General features: G+C 26.6%; 19 protein-coding genes and 1 tRNA gene. 10 read left to right on the top strand and 10 right to left on the bottom strand.

Going from position 1 to position 17738, the window contains the following annotated elements; genetic code table 11:
* Positions 1-9: 9 nt before the first annotated feature.
* The gene (gene accB, locus H0H44_RS00615) at positions 10-480 is read right to left on the bottom strand and encodes an acetyl-CoA carboxylase biotin carboxyl carrier protein (RefSeq protein WP_185871749.1); all 471 of its coding nucleotides are present in this window, start codon (positions 478-480) and stop codon (positions 10-12) included.
* A gap of 23 nt (positions 481-503) precedes the next feature.
* Complete coding sequence (gene rpmF, locus H0H44_RS00620) at positions 504-692, bottom strand: 50S ribosomal protein L32 (protein ID WP_185871750.1); 189 nt, start codon at positions 690-692, stop codon at positions 504-506.
* Positions 693-804: 112 nt separating this feature from the next.
* On the opposite strand from rpmF, the gene proS reads away from it, so the two are divergent.
* Entirely contained in the window at positions 805-2280 is a 1476-nt protein-coding gene (gene proS, locus H0H44_RS00625) for a proline--tRNA ligase (protein WP_185871751.1), read from the top strand.
* Here the strand turns inward: proS and H0H44_RS00630 are convergent.
* A complete protein-coding gene (locus H0H44_RS00630; RefSeq protein ID WP_394798465.1) occupies positions 2274-3206 on the bottom strand; it encodes a dihydroorotate oxidase in 933 nt (310 codons plus the stop codon). The genes proS and H0H44_RS00630 overlap by 7 nt on opposite strands.
* 72 nt (positions 3207-3278) lie before the next feature.
* On the opposite strand from H0H44_RS00630, the gene pyrE reads away from it, so the two are divergent.
* Positions 3279-4640, top strand: coding sequence for an orotate phosphoribosyltransferase (pyrE, locus tag H0H44_RS00635; protein WP_185871752.1), 1362 nt, complete (start codon positions 3279-3281; stop codon positions 4638-4640).
* Between the two features lie 116 nt (positions 4641-4756).
* On the top strand, positions 4757-5332 hold the full coding sequence (locus H0H44_RS00640; protein WP_185871753.1) for a MarC family protein: 576 nt from the start codon (positions 4757-4759) through the stop codon (positions 5330-5332).
* Here the strand turns inward: H0H44_RS00640 and H0H44_RS03115 are convergent.
* Genes H0H44_RS03115 through fbp form a run of 3 tightly spaced genes read right to left on the bottom strand, consistent with a single transcriptional unit; the run spans position 5304 to position 6701 of the window.
* Positions 5304-5486 carry a hypothetical protein gene (locus H0H44_RS03115; RefSeq protein ID WP_394798466.1) on the bottom strand — a complete coding sequence of 61 codons (183 nt, stop codon included), beginning with the start codon at positions 5484-5486 and terminating at the stop codon, positions 5304-5306. The two genes, H0H44_RS00640 and H0H44_RS03115, sit on opposite strands and share 29 nt — an antisense overlap.
* 8 nt (positions 5487-5494) lie before the next feature.
* Positions 5495-5683 (bottom strand): hypothetical protein, encoded by a 189-nt coding sequence (locus H0H44_RS00650; protein WP_185871754.1) that lies wholly within the window; start codon positions 5681-5683, stop codon positions 5495-5497.
* A 19-nt stretch (positions 5684-5702) separates the two neighbouring features.
* The gene (gene fbp, locus H0H44_RS00655; protein ID WP_185871927.1) at positions 5703-6701 is read right to left on the bottom strand and encodes a class 1 fructose-bisphosphatase; all 999 of its coding nucleotides are present in this window, start codon (positions 6699-6701) and stop codon (positions 5703-5705) included.
* Between the two features lie 158 nt (positions 6702-6859).
* Here fbp and H0H44_RS00660 point away from each other — a divergent pair, with 158 nt between their 5' ends.
* Entirely contained in the window at positions 6860-7612 is a 753-nt protein-coding gene (locus H0H44_RS00660; protein ID WP_185871755.1) for a lysophospholipid acyltransferase family protein, read from the top strand.
* Positions 7613-7636: 24 nt separating this feature from the next.
* A complete protein-coding gene (locus H0H44_RS00665; protein WP_185871756.1) occupies positions 7637-8110 on the top strand; it encodes a ribonuclease HI in 474 nt (157 codons plus the stop codon).
* Here H0H44_RS00665 and H0H44_RS00670 read toward each other — a convergent pair.
* Positions 8105-8908, bottom strand: coding sequence for an RNA methyltransferase (locus tag H0H44_RS00670; RefSeq protein WP_185871757.1), 804 nt, complete (start codon positions 8906-8908; stop codon positions 8105-8107). The two genes, H0H44_RS00665 and H0H44_RS00670, sit on opposite strands and share 6 nt — an antisense overlap.
* Before the next feature lie 41 nt (positions 8909-8949).
* Here H0H44_RS00670 and H0H44_RS00675 point away from each other — a divergent pair, with 41 nt between their 5' ends.
* Entirely contained in the window at positions 8950-9336 is a 387-nt protein-coding gene (locus H0H44_RS00675; RefSeq protein WP_238786144.1) for a deoxycytidylate deaminase, read from the top strand.
* A gap of 43 nt (positions 9337-9379) precedes the next feature.
* Positions 9380-9462: transfer RNA gene (locus H0H44_RS00680), tRNA-Leu, on the top strand.
* Between the two features lie 35 nt (positions 9463-9497).
* On the opposite strand, the gene ureC is transcribed toward H0H44_RS00680, so the two are convergent.
* Complete coding sequence (gene ureC, locus H0H44_RS00685; RefSeq protein WP_185871759.1) at positions 9498-11204, bottom strand: urease subunit alpha; 1707 nt, start codon at positions 11202-11204, stop codon at positions 9498-9500.
* Positions 11201-11830, bottom strand: coding sequence for an urease subunit gamma (locus H0H44_RS00690; protein WP_185871760.1), 630 nt, complete (start codon positions 11828-11830; stop codon positions 11201-11203). Before H0H44_RS00690 ends, ureC begins: the two co-directional genes overlap by 4 nt.
* Before the next feature lie 306 nt (positions 11831-12136).
* Here H0H44_RS00690 and thrA point away from each other — a divergent pair, with 306 nt between their 5' ends.
* From thrA to thrC, 3 genes are read left to right on the top strand one after another with little or no spacing between them, the layout of a single operon-like run.
* Positions 12137-14584, top strand: coding sequence for a bifunctional aspartate kinase/homoserine dehydrogenase I (gene thrA, locus H0H44_RS00695; RefSeq protein WP_185871761.1), 2448 nt, complete (start codon positions 12137-12139; stop codon positions 14582-14584).
* 5 nt (positions 14585-14589) lie between these two features.
* Positions 14590-15543 carry a homoserine kinase gene (locus H0H44_RS00700; RefSeq protein WP_185871762.1) on the top strand — a complete coding sequence of 318 codons (954 nt, stop codon included), beginning with the start codon at positions 14590-14592 and terminating at the stop codon, positions 15541-15543.
* Positions 15544-15575: 32 nt separating this feature from the next.
* Positions 15576-16898 carry a threonine synthase gene (gene thrC / locus H0H44_RS00705; RefSeq protein ID WP_185871763.1) on the top strand — a complete coding sequence of 441 codons (1323 nt, stop codon included), beginning with the start codon at positions 15576-15578 and terminating at the stop codon, positions 16896-16898.
* Between the two features lie 4 nt (positions 16899-16902).
* Here thrC and H0H44_RS00710 read toward each other — a convergent pair whose 3' ends face one another.
* Positions 16903-17697 (bottom strand): thymidylate synthase, encoded by a 795-nt coding sequence (locus H0H44_RS00710; protein WP_185871764.1) that lies wholly within the window; start codon positions 17695-17697, stop codon positions 16903-16905.
* Positions 17698-17738 lie beyond the last annotated feature (41 nt).

Raw genomic sequence — 17738 nt, forward strand, 5'->3', positions numbered from 1 at the left:
TTGAAAAATTTAATAATTAGGATCTAAAATAAATAAAGGTTGATCATAATCAACAGGAGAAGCATCTTCTACTAATACTTCAATTAAAGTACCATCCACTTCAGATTCGATATCATTAAATAATTTCATTGCTTCTATTACACAAATTTTTGTTCCTATTCTTATTTTATCTCCTACCCTTACAAAGGGTTCTTTGTCTGGATGAGGTTTTCTATAAAATGTTCCTATCATAGGAGATTTTATAGTTAAATATTGATTTTTATTTTTTCTTTCTGTTTTATTATTATTAAACTTATCAGAAAAATCAGAAATAGAAGAAGCATATGATGTAGATATTTTAGGATTCCATGTATGTTTTTCATTTTTTACTAATATTCTATTTTTCATGAAAATTTCAATCTCTCCTAATTTTATCCTTATTTCATCAATATTCAAATTTGAAATAAATTGAATTAGGGATTTTATTTTTTTTAAATCCATAATTTTTTTCTTATAAAAAATTTTTATTTATTTTTTTTGCATAAAACAATCTTTCCTTTATAATAAAGATTGTTTTCATACCAATATGCATGATGGTATAAATGCTTTTGATTTGTTAAAATACATTTCACTAATAAAGGTTCTTTTATTTTCAAATGACTTCTTCTCTTATTTCTTCTGGATTTAGATTGTCTCCTTTTAGGATGGGCCATACAATAATATTTTTAATAAATTACTCTAATTTAGAAATAAAATTAAATGTGTTAAATAATTTTTATATCTTTCATAGATGAATAAACAGAATCATTTTATTATGTTTTTTTTATGAATCAATTAACTAAACGTAGTGAAAATTACTCAAAATGGTATAACGAAATAGTTATTAAATCTGGTCTAGCAGAATTTTCAGGAATACGTGGTTTTATGATTATAAAACCGTATGGTTATTCTTTATGGGATAGATTGAAAACAGTACTAGATGATATGTTAAAACTTACTGGACATCAAAATGTTTATTTTCCTTTACTTATTCCAAAATCTGCTTTCTTAAAAGAAAAAGAACATATTAAAATTTTTTCAGAAGGATGTGCAATAGTAACTCATTCCAAATTAAAAAAAAATAAAGATAGAAACGAGCTAGTTATTGATCCTGAATCCAAATTACAAGAAGAATTAGTCATTAGACCGACATCAGAAAGTATAATATGGAGTACCTATAAACGTTGGATTCAATCTTACAGAGATCTACCTATTTTGTTTAATCAATGGGGAAATGCAATAAGATGGGAAATGCGAACCCGTCTGTTTCTAAGAACTACTGAATTTTTATGGCAAGAAGGACATACAGCTCATTCCACAGAAAAAGAAGCAAAAGAAGAAGCTCTAAAGATATTAAACATTTACACAAATTTTTCCGAAAAATTTATGGCTATTCCTGTATTGCAAGGAATAAAACCATATATGGATAAATTTTCTGGTTCAGAAAAAACATATTGTATTGAAGCTTTAATGCAAGATGGTAAAGCCTTGCAAATTGCAACTTCACATTTTTTAGGACAAAACTTTTCTAAAGCCTTTGATGTGAAATTTACTAATTTTAACGGAAAAAAAGAATATGCATGGGCGACTTCTTGGGGTGTATCTACTAGATTAATAGGTGGTTTAATCATGTCTCATTCTGATGATAAAGGCTTAATATTACCACCGAGAGTTGCTCCTATACAAATTGTTATCATTCCAATATATTACAATAAAAAATATTATATCATTAATGAAATAGCAAAAAAAATTTTAGATATTCTAAAAAAAGAAAAAATACGAGTCAAATATGATGACAGAACTATATTGACTCCTGGATGGAAATTTCATGAATATGAAATGAAGGGAATTCCTATTAGAATCAGTATCGGAAAAAATGAAATACAAAATGAAAAAGTAGAAATTTTTAGAAGAGATACATATGAAAAAATGTTTATTTCTTGGAAAAATTTGAAAAATTTAATACCAAAATTATTAGATGATATACAAAAAAGTATATATAAAAAAGCTCTTCATAGAACTGAGAAATTAATTATTAAATCAGATCATTATAACGATTTTAAAAATCAAATAAATCATTCAGGAGGATTTATTTTTGCTCATTGGGATGGAAAAAAAAATACAAGTAAAAAAATTCAAGAAGAAACAGAAGCAACTATACGTTGTATTCCTATGATGGATGATAATGAAAAAGAAAAAGGAAAATGTATTTATTCTGGAAATCCCTCTTTGCAAAGAGTAGTTTTTTCTAAGTCCTATTGAATATTTTTTAACTTTCCTCTAAAATTATTTAAAGATGAATAATTTTTTTTTTCTAAAATAAAAATTAATTCTTTTTCCAATCTTTCAAAAACAGAAATTCCTTCTTTCATAAATTGTGTTCCAATTTGAACAACAGAAGCTCCACATAATATGTGTTCAAAAATATCTCTTCCAGAAGAAATCCCCCCACATCCTATTATAGAAATATCTTTACGAAGATAGGTATAAAATTTATGAATATTAGCTAATGCAAATGGTTTTATAATCGATCCACCTATTCCTCCAAATCCTTTTTTAGGTTGTATTACAACTGATTCTTTATCAATATCCACAAAAAGACCATTAGGTAGACTATTAATACAAGTAACAAAAAAAATAGGGAATTGATTTAAAATAAAAGCTACATTTTTAATATGTATATCTTGAAAATAAGGAGGAAATTTAATCCCTAAGGGTTTTTTATTGAATTTAAATATATTTTCTATAAATTTATGAAATTTATAACCTAACATATCTTCTTTTTCAAGAAGATTCGGACAAGATAAATTTAATTCTATAGCAGTTACTTTAGAAGATTCGTTTGCTTTTTGAATAAGAAAATAATTTTCTTCTGAAGAACAACCGGATATAGAAAGAAAAATAGGTTTATTTATTTTTTTTTTTTCTAAAAAATCTAGATAAAATTTTATACCAAAATTAGGTAATCCCATGGAATTTATGCTTCCTCCATCCCATTCAAAATATCTAGGTAAATCATTTCCTTTTCTTGGTTTATATGTACAACTTTTTGTAACAACTCCTCCAGAATTACTATCTAGTAAATTAGATAGTTCTCGTTCTGTAGAACAAAGAACACCTGAAGCATTCATAATACATAATGGGAATTTTATTTCATTTATATTAGAAGATATATCTATTTTTTTCATAATCACATCAATTAAATTAATTGTAATAATATCCAAGTATAAAATTTTTAACTTTACGAAAACAGCTTTTTTATGGAAGAAAAAGAACAATTCTTTTTAGAAATTTACAATTTAGGAATTATAAAATTTGGAAATTTCACGTTAAAAAGTGGAATGAATTCTCCTATATATATAGATTTTCGTCCAATAGCTTCTAGACCGGATTTATTAATCAAATTATCGGATTTACTAATCAGTGAAGTTCCGTCTTATGATTTTGAACTAATTTGTGGGGTTCCATACGCTGCTTTACCTATAGCTACTACTTTATCTTTGAGATCTAAAATTCCACTGATCATTAAAAGAAAAGAAAATAAAGGATACGGGACAGAACGAATGATTGAAGGAATATATAAAACAGGACAAAATTGTTTAATTATAGAAGATGTAATTACAAGTGGAGATAGTTTATTAAAAACTGTAATAGATCTTGAAAAAGAAGGGTTAATAATTAAAAATATTATGTCTATTCTAGATAGAGAACAAGGAGGAATAGAAAATATAAAAAAAAGAGGATACAATATCCGAACTTTATTTCGAATAGGAGAAATTTTTAAAATATTAGAAAAAAAAAATTTTTTAAAAGAAAAAGAAATACATATAATTCAATTTTTTTTTCTGAAAAGAAATACAAAAAACTTTCAAAATAAACGTATTTCTTATGAAGAGAAAAAAGAAATAATATCTCATCCTATAGGAAAAAAACTGATAGATATTACGTTGAAAAAAAAAACAAATTTAATAGTTTCTGCTGACTTGATATACACTCAAAATATTTTAAAATTGGTGAATTTAATTGGAGATTTAATTTGTGGATTAAAACTCCATGTGGACATTATAAATGATTTTTCATATTCATTTATAAATTATCTAAAAAATATTTCTATAGAAAAAAACTTTTTATTACTAGAAGATAGAAAATTATGTGACGTTAGTAGTACAAACCACCTTCAGTTACATTATGGAATACATAAAATCTCTTCTTGGGCTGACATCATTACGGCGCATGTGCTTTCTGGAAGCATGAGTATTCAAAATTTAAATATTCCTCCTAATATGGGTTTGATTACAATATCGGAGATGTCTTCTCATGGAAGATTATCTGATGACAATTACATAAGAAAAGCGTTAAATATTTCTTTGAACAATCCAAAAGTTATTGGTACTGTAGCACAAAGAAAAGTAGATAATAGATTATTATTATTTACCCCTGGTATTCATTTCGATGAAAAAAAAAATATAGGAAATAATTATATTCATCCTATCCAAGCTTTTGAAAAAAATAGAAGTGATTTTATTATTGTGGGAAAAGCTATTTATCAATCTTTGAATCCAAAAATAGTAGCAGAAAAGTATAGAAATGTAGGATGGAAAGCTTATGAAAATGGACTTTAAATAATTCTATTTCCGTGAAAATTAAGTTTTTTTTTTTTTTAATCAATGATATTGATTATATTTTTATTTAATTTATAATCACTTTGCAAAAAAAAGTGTATCAATCATAAAAATTTATGGAATGGATCAATTCATTAATTAGTTGTTTTATGATACTTTTTAGCATTATAGACATATTAGGTAATGCACCCATAATCATGGGGTTTAAGTCAAAGGGAAATATTATAGACACTAAAAAAGTTATAATCACTTCTCTTGTAATATTTTTATCTTTCCTTTTTTTAGGACAACCTATGCTTAAAATCATTGGGATTGATGTACATTCTTTTTCTGTAGCAGGATCTATAGTTTTATTTTTAATAGGTTTAGAAATGATATTAGGAACAGACCTTCATAAGGTTACAGAAAATGCTCAAACTTCTATTGTTCCAATAGCTTTTCCACTTATAGCTGGTCCCGGGTCTTTAACTACTTTAATTTCATTAAGAGCAACTTATGACGTAAATGTTATCCTTTTATCACTTATTTTGAATATGATTATTGTCTATTTTGTAATAGACAAATGTGATTTTATAGCCGAAAAAATAGGAACCAATGGTTTGGATATTTTAAAGAAAATATTTGGAATTGTTTTATTAGCTTTTGCAGTAAAAATTTTTGGATCTAATGCAGGTCAATTATTTCAACAATAATTTTGTTTACTTTATTGAAAATATTTATAATAGAATCATTCACATTTTTAAATGTGGGAAAACAATAAGACTGATAAATAAAAATTATATAATAATTTTGTTTGATAAGATTTTTTTCTAAAATATTTTTATTTATAAAAAAGGAAGCTTTCAATAAACGTTTTATTCTATTTCTTTGAACTGATTTTTTAAAATTTTTTTTTTTACTATAGTTCCAACGAGATTGATCGATAGTTTTTTTTCAAAACTTTTTTCTGATAAAAAAACAGATAAAACAGGATAAAAAAATAAATATTTTCCATTTTTTATGACTTTTTCAAAAACTTTCGTTTTCCTTTCTTTAAATTTCATTTTCAATAAAAAAATTATTTTATTTACAAATTACCATAAACTCTTCTAATTTAGAAACCATTTTTTCTGGACCGCACACAAATGGTGTTCTTTGATGTAATTCAATAGGTTTTATATCTAGAATACGTTTTTCTCCATCAGAAGCTTTTCCTCCAGCTTGTTCCGATAGAAAAGCCATTGGATTACATTCATAAAGCAATCTTAATTTCCCTTCTGGAGAAGAAGCAGTTTTAGGATAAATATATATACCACCTTTTATCAAATTTCTATGAAAATCCCCCACTAAAGATCCAATATATCTTGCTGTGTAGGGTCTATTTCCTTTTTTTTCTTGACAATATCTAATAAATCTCCTAATCCCATTGGAAAATTTAGCATAATTTCCTTCATTAATAGAGTAAATTTTTTCAGTTTTAGGAAAACAAAGATTAGGATGAGACAAATAAAATGTCCCAACTGAAGGATCTAAAGTAAATCCGTTTACTCCATTTCCAATGCTGTATACCAATATAGTTGAAGATCCATAAATAATATATCCTGCAAGAATTTGCTGACTTCCTTTTTGCAAAAAATCTTCTATTGTCAAATTCATTCGAATAGAAGACTTTCTCATATATACAGAAAATATAGTCCCAATAGATACATTTACATCTATATTAGAAGAACCATCAAGTGGATCTATTAAAACAATATATTGATTATTATTTTCTTTTTTTTCTTTTTTTATCACTATAAAATCTTTACTTTCTTCAGAAGCTATTCCACAAACAACATTTCTACTTTTAAAAGATTCAATAAAAGCTCTATGAGCAAAATTATCTAATTTTTGCTGATTTTCTCCTTGAATATTAGTAATACCAGAACTTCCTATAATTTCTTTTGTTAGTCCTGCTTTATTAACTTCTTTATGAATAGCTTTAGAAGCTAACTTTATAGAACTAAATAACCGTAACAATCCTTCGATTGAATGTGAAGAACAACCTTTATTTTCTATAATAAACTCTCCTAATGTATACATATATATATCATCTCTATCAGAAAACATTTTTTGACATAAAGATTATATTTTTACAAAAAAAAACTTTATATCGTGTTTCAATTTAATTTAAGATTAAAATAAATAAACTTTCTAAAGTTAGAATGAATTTTATATATTTCTATTAATTTTATCTTTTAATGAAAATTATAAAAATACCATTGATATTGTTATGGCGTATATGGTTTTTTTTGATCAACATATTTTTAATTCCTTTATGGGCTGGAGCTTCTATTCCATTTCTTTTCAAAGAAAAATATTATCCTATTGCATATTGGTTTCACCAAATGTGGGCTAGAAGTAACCTGTTTCTTATGGGTTTTTGGTATGTTTTAGAAAAAGATGAAGAAATATTGGATAAAAAAAAACAATACGTGATTATTAGCAATCACAGTTCTATTATGGATATTATGTTAATTTACTCTTTAATGAGGAACCATCCTTTAGTTTTTGTGGGAAAAGCAGAATTAGCTAAGCTTCCTTTTTTTGGATTTGTGTACAAAAAAAGTAATATTCTTATTGATAGAAAAAATTTATCTAGTTGTATACAAGTATTTAAAAAAATAGAAAATAAAGTAGATTCTGGAAAAAGCGTTTGTATTTTTCCAGAAGGTGGTGTTCCTAAATCTTATATTTTATTGGATCATTTTAAAAACGGAGCTTTTTTTTTCGCTATTTTAAAAAAAATACCTATTATCCCTTTTACTATAGCTGATATCAAAAAAAAATTTCCCAGTTCTTCTATTATAAGGGGAGGACCAGGTAGATTAAGAATTAAACAACATCATTCTATATCAACAAAAAATTTATCGTTAAAAGACAAGAATAATTTAAAAGAAAAATGTTTTAACTTAATTAAATATCAATTAGAAAAATTTGAACATGAAAAATGAAATAATTAATTACATGAATTATTCGTGAACAAAATAATTCATATTTATACTGACGGTTCTTCAAAAGGAAATCCAGGACCAGGAGGATATGGAATTTTTATAGAAACATTTTTTAGCAATTCTTATAATAGAAAAATAATTTCACAAGGATTTCGTTATACAACTAATAATAGAATGGAACTATTATCAGTAATAGTAGGATTAGAAAAAATAGAAAATAAAAAGCAAAATATTGTTGTTTTTACTGATTCCAAATATATAGTAAATACTGTACAAAAAAAATGGATTTATAACTGGGAAAAAAATAACTTTCACAATAAAAAAAATGTAGATTTATGGAAAAGATTCTTAAATTTATTTTATAAACACTTTGTTCTATTTCAGTGGATAAAAAGTCATAATTATCATTATATTAATGATTATTGTGATCGATTATCTGTAGAAGCTACCCAAAAAAAAAACCTGAAAATAGATTACGTATATGAAAAGAAGTTATAAACTTCCTTTTTGTCTGATCATTTCATATATTATTATTGCCATTGCATTGCTTACATTTAATGAATCTATACATCCAAACATAGGAATAGTTATAATTTGATCAGCTTTTTTTAACCAAATATTGGATACTCCTTCACTCTCAGAACCAAAAACAATAGCTATATTATTATAATTTGTAAATTGAGTCCGATATAGGTCTATCGTTTTTTTATGTTTGTGAAATCCTGTTGTTATAATTTTTATTTTATTTTTGTTTAACCAATACATGATTGATTCTATTTTTTCAAGAAAAATTTGTCTTGTGAAAATACACCCCAAACTACATCTGATAATATTAGAATGATATACATAAGTTTTTACATTACATAATATTACAATACGAATATTTGTGGCGTCAGCTATTCTTAACATAGCTCCTATGTTACCAGGCTTTTCTATTCCATCCAGAATAAGTATTATAGAAGAATTATTATTAGAAACTTTTATATTTTTTAACTGATTTATATATTTTTTTTCCTTAAATAAAGCAATAATTCCACCTGAATTCTCTCTATACGCTAATTTTTTAAAAATTTTCATGTTAATAACAAAAGTGATGGAATGAAATGATTGAATCATATTATATTTATAAAATATTTTTTCACATATAAATATTCTTATTGGAAAATAATCCCCTTTTATAGCCATTTCAAATTCTTTTATACCTTCAACAAAAAAAAGATTCATAGAATTTTTTTTTTGATAAATTTTTATCAAATCTTTAATTTTTGTATTTTGAATACTATATATTTTTTTCATATTTATTTATTTGCATAATGATTCACAAAAAATACAATGATATGAAATATATGAATATAGCTATTGAACGATCAAAATTATCTTTTTGTAAAAAAAAAAAAGTAGGATCTGTTATAGTTAAAAATAATCAAATCATATCTGATGGATATAATTGTACACCCAATGAATTTGATGATCTTTGTGAAGATCATAATGGAAACACCAAGTGGTATGTTTTACATGCAGAAGCAAATGCAATATTAAAAATATTATCTTCTTCTTTCTCTTGTGAAGGGGCCTCTATATTTATCACTCACTTTCCATGTAAAGAATGTTGTAAGCTAATTTATTTATCTAATATAAAAAAAGTTATTTATTTACATGAAAAAAATGAAGAAGGAGTAACTTTTTTTAAAAAAGTGAAAATAAAGATAGAAAAAATTTTTTAAATTATTCTTAGAATTTTTATAAATTCATTGCTAATTATAAAAAGCCCAGATGGCGAAACAGGTAGACGCGTTGGACTCAAAATCCAGTGATTTTATATCATGCGGGTTCAAATCCCGCTCTGGGTATCTTTTTATATATTTATTTTATACAGTCAGAACAGTCAGAATAAAAAATATCTTTGAGAAAGAGGTAAAACATTAGAAGGACGAGAAATGATTTTTTCTCCATTTATGTAAACATTATAAGTTTTAGGATCCACTTCTAAATTAGGTGTTTTTTCGTTTAAAATCATATCTTTCTTAGATAAAGAACGACAACCCTTTACTATTTTTATTTGTTTTTTGATTTTATTTTTTTCAAAAAAACCGTTATTTATTGCATTTATTGAGACAAAAATACAGCTTAATTTTGGTTCAAAATATCCAAACATTTTTCTATACATAAAAGGTTGAGGTGTAGGAATGGTAGCATTAGGATCTCCCATGCTTGCATAAACAATCATTCCACTTTTTATAACTAATTCAGGTTTAACTCCAAAAAAAGAAGGTCTCCATAAAACTAAATCAGCCATTTTTCCTATATGAATTGACCCGACATATTCAGAAATACCATGAGTGATAGCAGGATTTATAGTATATTTTGAAATATATCTTTTAATTCTAAAATTATCATTTTTCGAAGTTTCTTCACTCAGAGAACCTCTTTGTTTTTTCATTTTATCAGCTGTTTGCCATGTTCGTTTTATTATCTCTCCTATCCGTCCCATAGCTTGAGAATCTGAACTTATCATACTAATAGCCCCTATATCATGCAAAACTCCTTCTGCACTAATAGTTTCAGATCTTATACGTGATTTAGCAAAAGCAATATCTTCTGGTAAAGAAGAATCTAAATGATGACAAATCATCAGCATATCTAAATGCTCATCTATAGTATTACAAGTATAGGGCATGGTGGGACTTGTTGACGAAGGTAAAATATTAGAAAATGATATAACTTTTAATAAATCAGGAGTATGTCCACCACCAGCTCCTTCTGTATGATAAGTATGAATTGTTCTATTTTTGAATACTTTTAAGGTATCTTCTACATAACCTGATTCATTTAGGGAATCTGTATGGATATTAACTTGTATATCCAATTTTTCCGCTACATTCAAACATTGATCAATAACATGTAAAGTACTCCCCCAATCTTCATGTATTTTTAACCCACCTGCACCGGCTTTTATTTGTTCTGTTAAAGCTTCTGAATGAGAACTGTTTCCACTTGCAAGAAAAATGAAGTTAATAGGAATATGGTCTGTACTTTTTAACATTCTTTGAATATTCCATACTCCTGAAGTACAATTTGTAGCTATTGTTCCAGTAGATGGACCTGATCCTCCACCAATAATAGTAGTTGTCCCGTTTTCTAATGCAACTTCAAATAATTGAGGACATATATAATGAACATGACTATCCACACTTCCAGCTGTTACTATAATATTTTCTGAAGAAATGACTTCTGTACCTACTCCAATATACATATTAGGACTCACTTTATCCATAAAATATGGATTTCCAGCCTTTCCTATTCCAACAATGATACCATTTTTAATTCCTATATCAGCTTTTACTATTCCCCAATGATCTACAATAATAGCATTAGTCAACACTAAATCTAAAACTCCTTCATTTCTTGTAGCAAACGGATGTTGTCCCATTCCGTCTCTAATAACTTTTCCTCCTCCAAAAACACATTCATCTCCATAATTGGTATAATCTTTTTCTATTTCAATCCATAACGAAGTATCTCCTAAACGAATTTTATCCCCTTTAGTCGGCCCATACATACTTGCATAAGATTTTCTATCTATTTTTTTCATATAATTGTATTTTCTTTCCCTGAAAATCCGTAAATTTTTTTGTCTCCTCCAATTTCTACTAAAATAATTTCTTTTGTTTCTCCTGGTTCAAAACGAACAGATCTTCCGGAAGGAAGATCTAGTTTATATCCTTTTGTTCCTTCTCTGTTAAATAGAAGAGCAGAATTTACTTCATAAAAATGGAAATGAGATCCTATTTGGATAGGTCGAGTTCCTGTATTGGATACAATTCTTTTTATACGAGATCTTTCAGGAAAGAATACAATGTCTTCTTTTAGAAGATCATATTGTCCAGGAATCAAATTCGAATTTTTTTTTATATTTTTTTTAATAGGATGATGTATAGTTACTAACTTTGTTCCATCAGGAAAAGTAGCTTCTACTTGTACATTATTAAGTAATTCGTGGACTCCGTCCATAACTTGTTCATCATTTAAAATATTTCCTGCTTCATACATAAGATCCTTTACTGTTTTTCCATCACGAGCACCTTCCATAATATAATGAGTGATTAAAGCTAAAGATTCAGGATAATTCAATTTTAATCCTCTTTTTAAACGTTTTTTTGCCAATTCTCCAGCCATATGCAGAAGAATTTTTTCCTTTTCATAAGAAGTTAAATGCATAATATGCTTTCTTTAATTTTTATTCATAAACATAATATTCGTCGTTTCAACAAAAACAACACTGATATGAGTAATGAATGATTTAAAGTTATGAAATATTATAATAATGAAATATAAATTAGAATCGTTTTCACCCTTATTCTTACTCATTTTTCATTCGTTTTTAAAAAGTATTTTATTCTTTTTTTTTTCAAGAATTGAAATTCTATATATATAAAACAAAAAAAAAACAGTCTCCATAAATTATCATTATTTTTGTCCACATTATTATTTAATGGGAAAATTGTTTTAAAAAATAATTCAAAAATGCAAGTTTTAAAATTTGGAGGTAGTTCCGTAGCTCATTCTGATGCTATAAAACGTATTTGTTCTTTATTAGAAAAGAAACCAAAAGGAAGATATGCTGTTATTGTATCTGCATTAGGAAATATTACGGATCAATTAATACAATGTGGTAAGTTAGCTTCTAAAAGAAAAAATATTTATAAAAATATATTAGAAGAAATAGAAATTAGACATCTCAATATTATAAGAGAATTATTTCCTATCACTTATCAAAGTCATTTAATCAGTTGGATTAAAAAAAATATAAATGATTTAGAAAGTTTATGTGATGGAGTTTTTCAAGTAGAAGAACTTTCAAACCGTTCTTTAGACAAAATTATGAGTTTTGGCGAATTAAGCTCTTCTTTTCTCATTGCAGAAAAATTAAAACAATCTGGATTAGATGCAACTTGTAAGGATAGCAGAGATTTAATTATTACAGATTCTCAATTCGGATGCGCACAAGTAGATTTTATCACAAGTAATCATCATATTATTCAGTTTTTTCGTGAAAAAAAATCAGAATATATTGTTTTACCAGGATTCATTGGTTGTACATTAGAAAACGAAACTACTACTCTTGGTAGGGGAGGATCTGATTATACTGCTTCCATAATAGCAGCAGCTATATCTGCTAGTTTACTTGAAATATGGACAGATGTAAGTGGAATGATGACCGCAAATCCAAAAATTGTGAACCAAGCTTTTCCCATAAAAGAAATCTCTTATGAAGAAGCAATGGAATTATCACATTTTGGAGCAAAAGTTATTTATCCTCCCACAATTCAACCTGCTATGAAAAAACATATTCCTATACAAATTAAAAATACTTTTTCTCCTTTAGATTCAGGAACTTTAATTTATATTAACAAAAATATAAATATTAGTCAACCTGTTACCGGTATATCCGGAATTCAGAATATGGCATTACTTACGTTAGAAGGAAGTGGAATGGTAGGAATCCCTGGATATTCCAAACGTTTATTTGAAGCATTATCACGTGAAAAAATAAACGTCATATTTATAACTCAAAGTTCTTCAGAACATTCAATTACTGCAGGAATTCATGAAACAGATGTTATCAAAGCAAAAGCTGTAATAGATAGCGAATTTTCTCAAGAAATTCATCAAAGACGTATTGATCCATTAAGAATAGAAAAAGATCTATGTATCATAGCCGTAGTAGGAGATAATATGAAAAATCTTCATGGAACTAGTGGAAAAATGTTCTCTTCTTTAGGAAGAAACAGTATTAATGTTAGAGCTATTGCACAGGGTTCTACCGAAAAAAATATATCAGCTGTTATTAAAAAAAACGATTTTAAAAAAGCATTAAATACTTTACATGAAGCTTTTTTTGAAAGCCCCCCAAAACAAATTAATCTTTTCATTTGTGGAGTAGGAAAAGTAGGAAGTAAATTATTGGAACAAATAAATCAACAACAAAATTATTTACTAAAAGAATTAAAACTTCAAGTGAGAATCATTGGATTAGCTAATAGTAAGAAAATGTATTTTAATGATAATGGAATCAATTTAAATGATTGGAAAAAATATTTGAATCAAAAAAGTGTTAATATGAATATATATTCCTTTATGGAGGAAGTATGGAAATTTAATTTAAGAAATAGTCTATTCGTAGACAATACAGCTAGTGAAGAAATGGCTATGACTTATGATAAATTTTTAAAAAATGGAATAGGTGTTATAACTTGTAATAAAATAGCTTGTTCTTCTGACTATGATCATTATAAAAAATTAAAAACACTTTCTAGACATTTTAAAGCTCCATTTCTATTTGAGACTAATGTGGGGGCTAGTCTTCCAGTGATTAGCACTTTGAATGATTTGATTAATAGTGGAGATAAAATAAATAAAATAGAAGCTGTATTATCAGGAAGTTTAAATTTTATATTTAATCGTTTTATAGGAGAAAAATCTTTTTTGGAAGTAGTAAAAGAAGCTCAGTTAAAAGGATATACAGAACCAGATCCTAGAATTGATTTGAGTGGATTAGATGTAATGCGAAAAATACTAATCTTGGCAAGAGAATGTGGTTCTCCATTAGAACTAAATGATATTCATAAAAAATCTTTTCTTCCGAAAACTTGTTCAAGTTCTACTTCTATAGATAATTTTTATCATGAATTATATAAATACAAAAATTATTTTTTCAAAATTAGAAGTGAAGCAGAAAAAGATAAAAAACGTTTACGTTTTATTGCCCGTTATGAAAATGGAGAAGCTTATGTTGGGTTAGAATCTGTAGAACAGATTCATCCATTCTTCCAACTAGAAGGAAAAGATAATATGGTTTTATATAATACATTTCGTTATTCTGAGCAACCTCTTATCATAAAAGGAGCAGGTGCTGGAGCAGAAGTCACTGCATCTGGAGTTTTTTCAGATATTATTAAAGCTACTAAATAAAAATCATGAAGGGAATTAAAATATTTTCACCAGCTACTGTAGCTAATTTAGTTTGTGGTTTTGATGTAATTGGATTAGCCTTAGATTCTCCTAAAGATGAAATTTTTTTATATAAATCTAAAAATCCAGGAATACGTATTAATCGAATATATGGAACATCATTACCTAATGATCCAAAAAGAAATGTAGCGTTTGTAGCTTTACAATTTTTGTTAAAAAAATATAAAGAAAAACAAAAATTTGATAATGAAGAAAAAATAGGATTTGAAATAGAATTAATCAAAAATATTCAACCCGGAAGCGGAATAGGATCTAGTGCAGCCAGTGCAGCTGGAATTGTTTTTGGAGCTAATATTTTATTAGGAAATCCTTTTAGTAGTATACAATTGATACGTTTTGCCATGGAAGGAGAACGTGTAGCAAGTGGTACGGCTCATGCTGATAATGTGGCTCCTGCTATTATGGGGGGGTTAACATTGGTTAGAAGCTATAAGCCTTTAGACATCACTAAATTACATACTCCTAACGAATTATGGGTTAGTATTATACATCCACAAATAGAAGTGAAAACATCGGATGCTAGAGAAATTTTAAAACAAAAAATATTGATGACAGATGCTATTAAACAATGGGGAAATGTGGGAGCGTTAGTATCAGGTTTATATAGGGAAGATTATGAATTAATAAGTAGATCCTTAGAAGATGTCATTGTAGAACCTATACGAGCTATGCTTATTCCAGCCTTTTATGAATTAAAAATAAAGTGTAAGGAAATAGGAGCTCTAGGTGGTGGAATTTCTGGTTCAGGTCCTTCTGTTTTTATGCTTAGCAAGGGGAATTATACAGCAAAAAAAGTTACTGAAGTCATGAACAGGGTATATTCTCCGTTGAGAGTTGATTATAAAACCTATACTTCTCCTATCAATAAACGAGGAGTTAAGTGGGTTAAAATATTGTAAGATTGAAAATTTATTAAAAAATATATGTATGTATGTTATATTTCAGTTTGAAAAATTATAAGAACTTAGCTTCTTTTGAAGAAGCTATTTTAAAAGGTTTATCACCTGATGGTGGTTTATATATGCCTCAATATATCCCTAAACTAGAAAATAAATTTATTGAACAACTTCCAATTTATGATATTTATACGGTAGCCATGTCTGTAATAAAACCTTATATTGGAAAATATATACCGGAAAAATTTATTGAAAATATTATTCATGATACTTTGAATTTTTCTTTTCCGTTAAAAAAAATACACGATAATATTCACGTATTAGAACTTTTTCATGGTCCCACTTTGGCTTTTAAAGATGTTGGAGCTAAATTTATGGCAGGATGCTTAAGTTTTTTTTCTGAGAAATTAGACAAAACTGTAACAGTTTTAGTGGCTACCTCAGGAGATACTGGGGGTGCTGTAGCTAAGGGGTTCCATAAAAAACCGGGAGTAGAAGTTATTATTTTATATCCATATAATGGGATTAGTTCGTTACAAAAAAAACAGATAACCTCACTAGGAAATAATATCCTATCTGTAGAAATACATGGAAATTTTGATGATTGTCAAAAAATGGTTAAAAAAGCTTTTTTAGACAAAGAAGTGAACAAAAAATATACTTTAACTTCTGCTAATTCTATTAATGTGGGAAGATTACTTCCTCAAATGTTTTATTATTTTTTAGCTTATAGACAAATAATAGTAAAAAATAAAAATAAAATAGATTTAATTTTTTCAGTTCCTAGTGGAAATTTTGGAAATATCTGCGCAGGAATGATAGCTGAAAAAATGGGATTACCAATAAAATTATTTATTGCATCTACAAATATTAACGACACTATACCTAGATTTTTAAAGTCTGAAAAATATCATCCTCTTCCGGTGAAGAAAACTATATCAAATGCTATGGATATATCTGACCCAAGTAATTTTTCTAGAATATGGTATTTATATCAAAAAAATATTTTTCAATTGAAAAAAAAATTATTTTCTTATAAATTCACAGATAAAGAAAATTTAGAAACTATAGAGATAATGTGGAAAAAATATCAATATATGTTAGATCCACATGGATCTATTGGTTATTTAGGCCTTAAACAATATTTACAAGATAGTAATAATATTTTAGAACCATCTGTTTTTTTAGAAACAGCTCATCCTATTAAATTTATAGATCATATGCCTTCTTTTTTAAGAAAAGAAATTGTTCCAACTCATGAGTTGGAAGTTTTTTTAAAAACAAAAAAAACAAAACCAAAAGTATCCTTACCTAACGATTTTAATATTTTCAAGAATTGGTTACTAGAAAGAAAATAATTAATTAAACAGCTACATCTCCTTTAATATGAGGAAAAGGATTATAGTCTTTTAATTCAAAATCTTCAAATTGAAATTGAAATATATTTTTGACATTAGGATTTATAATTATTTTAGGAAGTGCTCTTGGAGTTCTTTTCATTTGTAATTTCACTTGTTGAATATGATTATTATAAATATGAGCATCTCCTATAGTATGAATGAGTTCTTTTCCTTTTATATTAAGGATATGAGCTAACATACTAAGTAATAACGCATAAGAAGCTATATTAAATGGTAATCCAATAAAAATATCTGCACTTCTTTGATATAAAAGTAATGATAATTTTTTATTACATACATAAAATTGAAATAACAAATGACAAGGTGGTAATGCCATATCTTGAATCATACCTACATTCCAAGAAGAAACAATTAAACGTCTAGAATTGGGATTAAATTTTATTTCTTTTATAAGATTATTGATTTGATCAACAAAATGGCCATCGTATGTTGGCCATTTTCTCCATTGAAATCCATATATTGGGCCTAATTCACCATTATTATTTGCCCATTTATTCCAAATATTAACTTTATTTTTGATTAAAAATTGAGTATTTGTATCACCTTTTAAAAACCATAATAACTCATAAATAATAGATCGTATGTTTAATTTTTTAGTGGTTAAAAGTGGGAAACCTTTTTCCAAGTCAAATCTCATTTGATGTCCAAAAATACTTATTGTTCCTACACCAGTACGATCTTTTTTTTTTATTCCCTTTTTTAATACATTCTTTAATAAATTTAAATATTGTTTCATAACATGATTTCAGTATGAAATAATGTATTTATTTTTTTTAA

This window comes from Blattabacterium cuenoti (assembly GCF_014252115.1).
Classification (GTDB): Bacteria; Bacteroidota; Bacteroidia; order Flavobacteriales; family Blattabacteriaceae; genus Blattabacterium; species Blattabacterium cuenoti_AK.

Coding starts and splice junctions, on each gene's coding strand:
- accB (WP_185871749.1), bottom strand. CDS start 480: ATGGATTTAAAAAAAATAAAATCCCTAATTCAATTTATTTCAAATTTG.
- rpmF (WP_185871750.1), bottom strand. CDS start 692: ATGGCCCATCCTAAAAGGAGACAATCTAAATCCAGAAGAAATAAGAGA.
- proS (WP_185871751.1), top strand. CDS start 805: ATGAATCAATTAACTAAACGTAGTGAAAATTACTCAAAATGGTATAAC.
- H0H44_RS00630 (WP_394798465.1), bottom strand. CDS start 3,206: ATGAAAAAAATAGATATATCTTCTAATATAAATGAAATAAAATTCCCA.
- pyrE (WP_185871752.1), top strand. CDS start 3,279: ATGGAAGAAAAAGAACAATTCTTTTTAGAAATTTACAATTTAGGAATT.
- H0H44_RS00640 (WP_185871753.1), top strand. CDS start 4,757: ATGGAATGGATCAATTCATTAATTAGTTGTTTTATGATACTTTTTAGC.
- H0H44_RS00650 (WP_185871754.1), bottom strand. CDS start 5,683: ATGAAATTTAAAGAAAGGAAAACGAAAGTTTTTGAAAAAGTCATAAAA.
- fbp (WP_185871927.1), bottom strand. CDS start 6,701: ATGTATACATTAGGAGAGTTTATTATAGAAAATAAAGGTTGTTCTTCA.
- H0H44_RS00660 (WP_185871755.1), top strand. CDS start 6,860: ATGAAAATTATAAAAATACCATTGATATTGTTATGGCGTATATGGTTT.
- H0H44_RS00670 (WP_185871757.1), bottom strand. CDS start 8,908: ATGAAAAAAATATATAGTATTCAAAATACAAAAATTAAAGATTTGATA.
- H0H44_RS00675 (WP_238786144.1), top strand. CDS start 8,950: ATGAAATATATGAATATAGCTATTGAACGATCAAAATTATCTTTTTGT.
- ureC (WP_185871759.1), bottom strand. CDS start 11,204: ATGAAAAAAATAGATAGAAAATCTTATGCAAGTATGTATGGGCCGACT.
- H0H44_RS00690 (WP_185871760.1), bottom strand. CDS start 11,830: ATGCATTTAACTTCTTATGAAAAGGAAAAAATTCTTCTGCATATGGCT.
- thrA (WP_185871761.1), top strand. CDS start 12,137: ATGCAAGTTTTAAAATTTGGAGGTAGTTCCGTAGCTCATTCTGATGCT.
- H0H44_RS00700 (WP_185871762.1), top strand. CDS start 14,590: ATGAAGGGAATTAAAATATTTTCACCAGCTACTGTAGCTAATTTAGTT.
- thrC (WP_185871763.1), top strand. CDS start 15,576: ATGTTATATTTCAGTTTGAAAAATTATAAGAACTTAGCTTCTTTTGAA.
- H0H44_RS00710 (WP_185871764.1), bottom strand. CDS start 17,697: ATGAAACAATATTTAAATTTATTAAAGAATGTATTAAAAAAGGGAATA.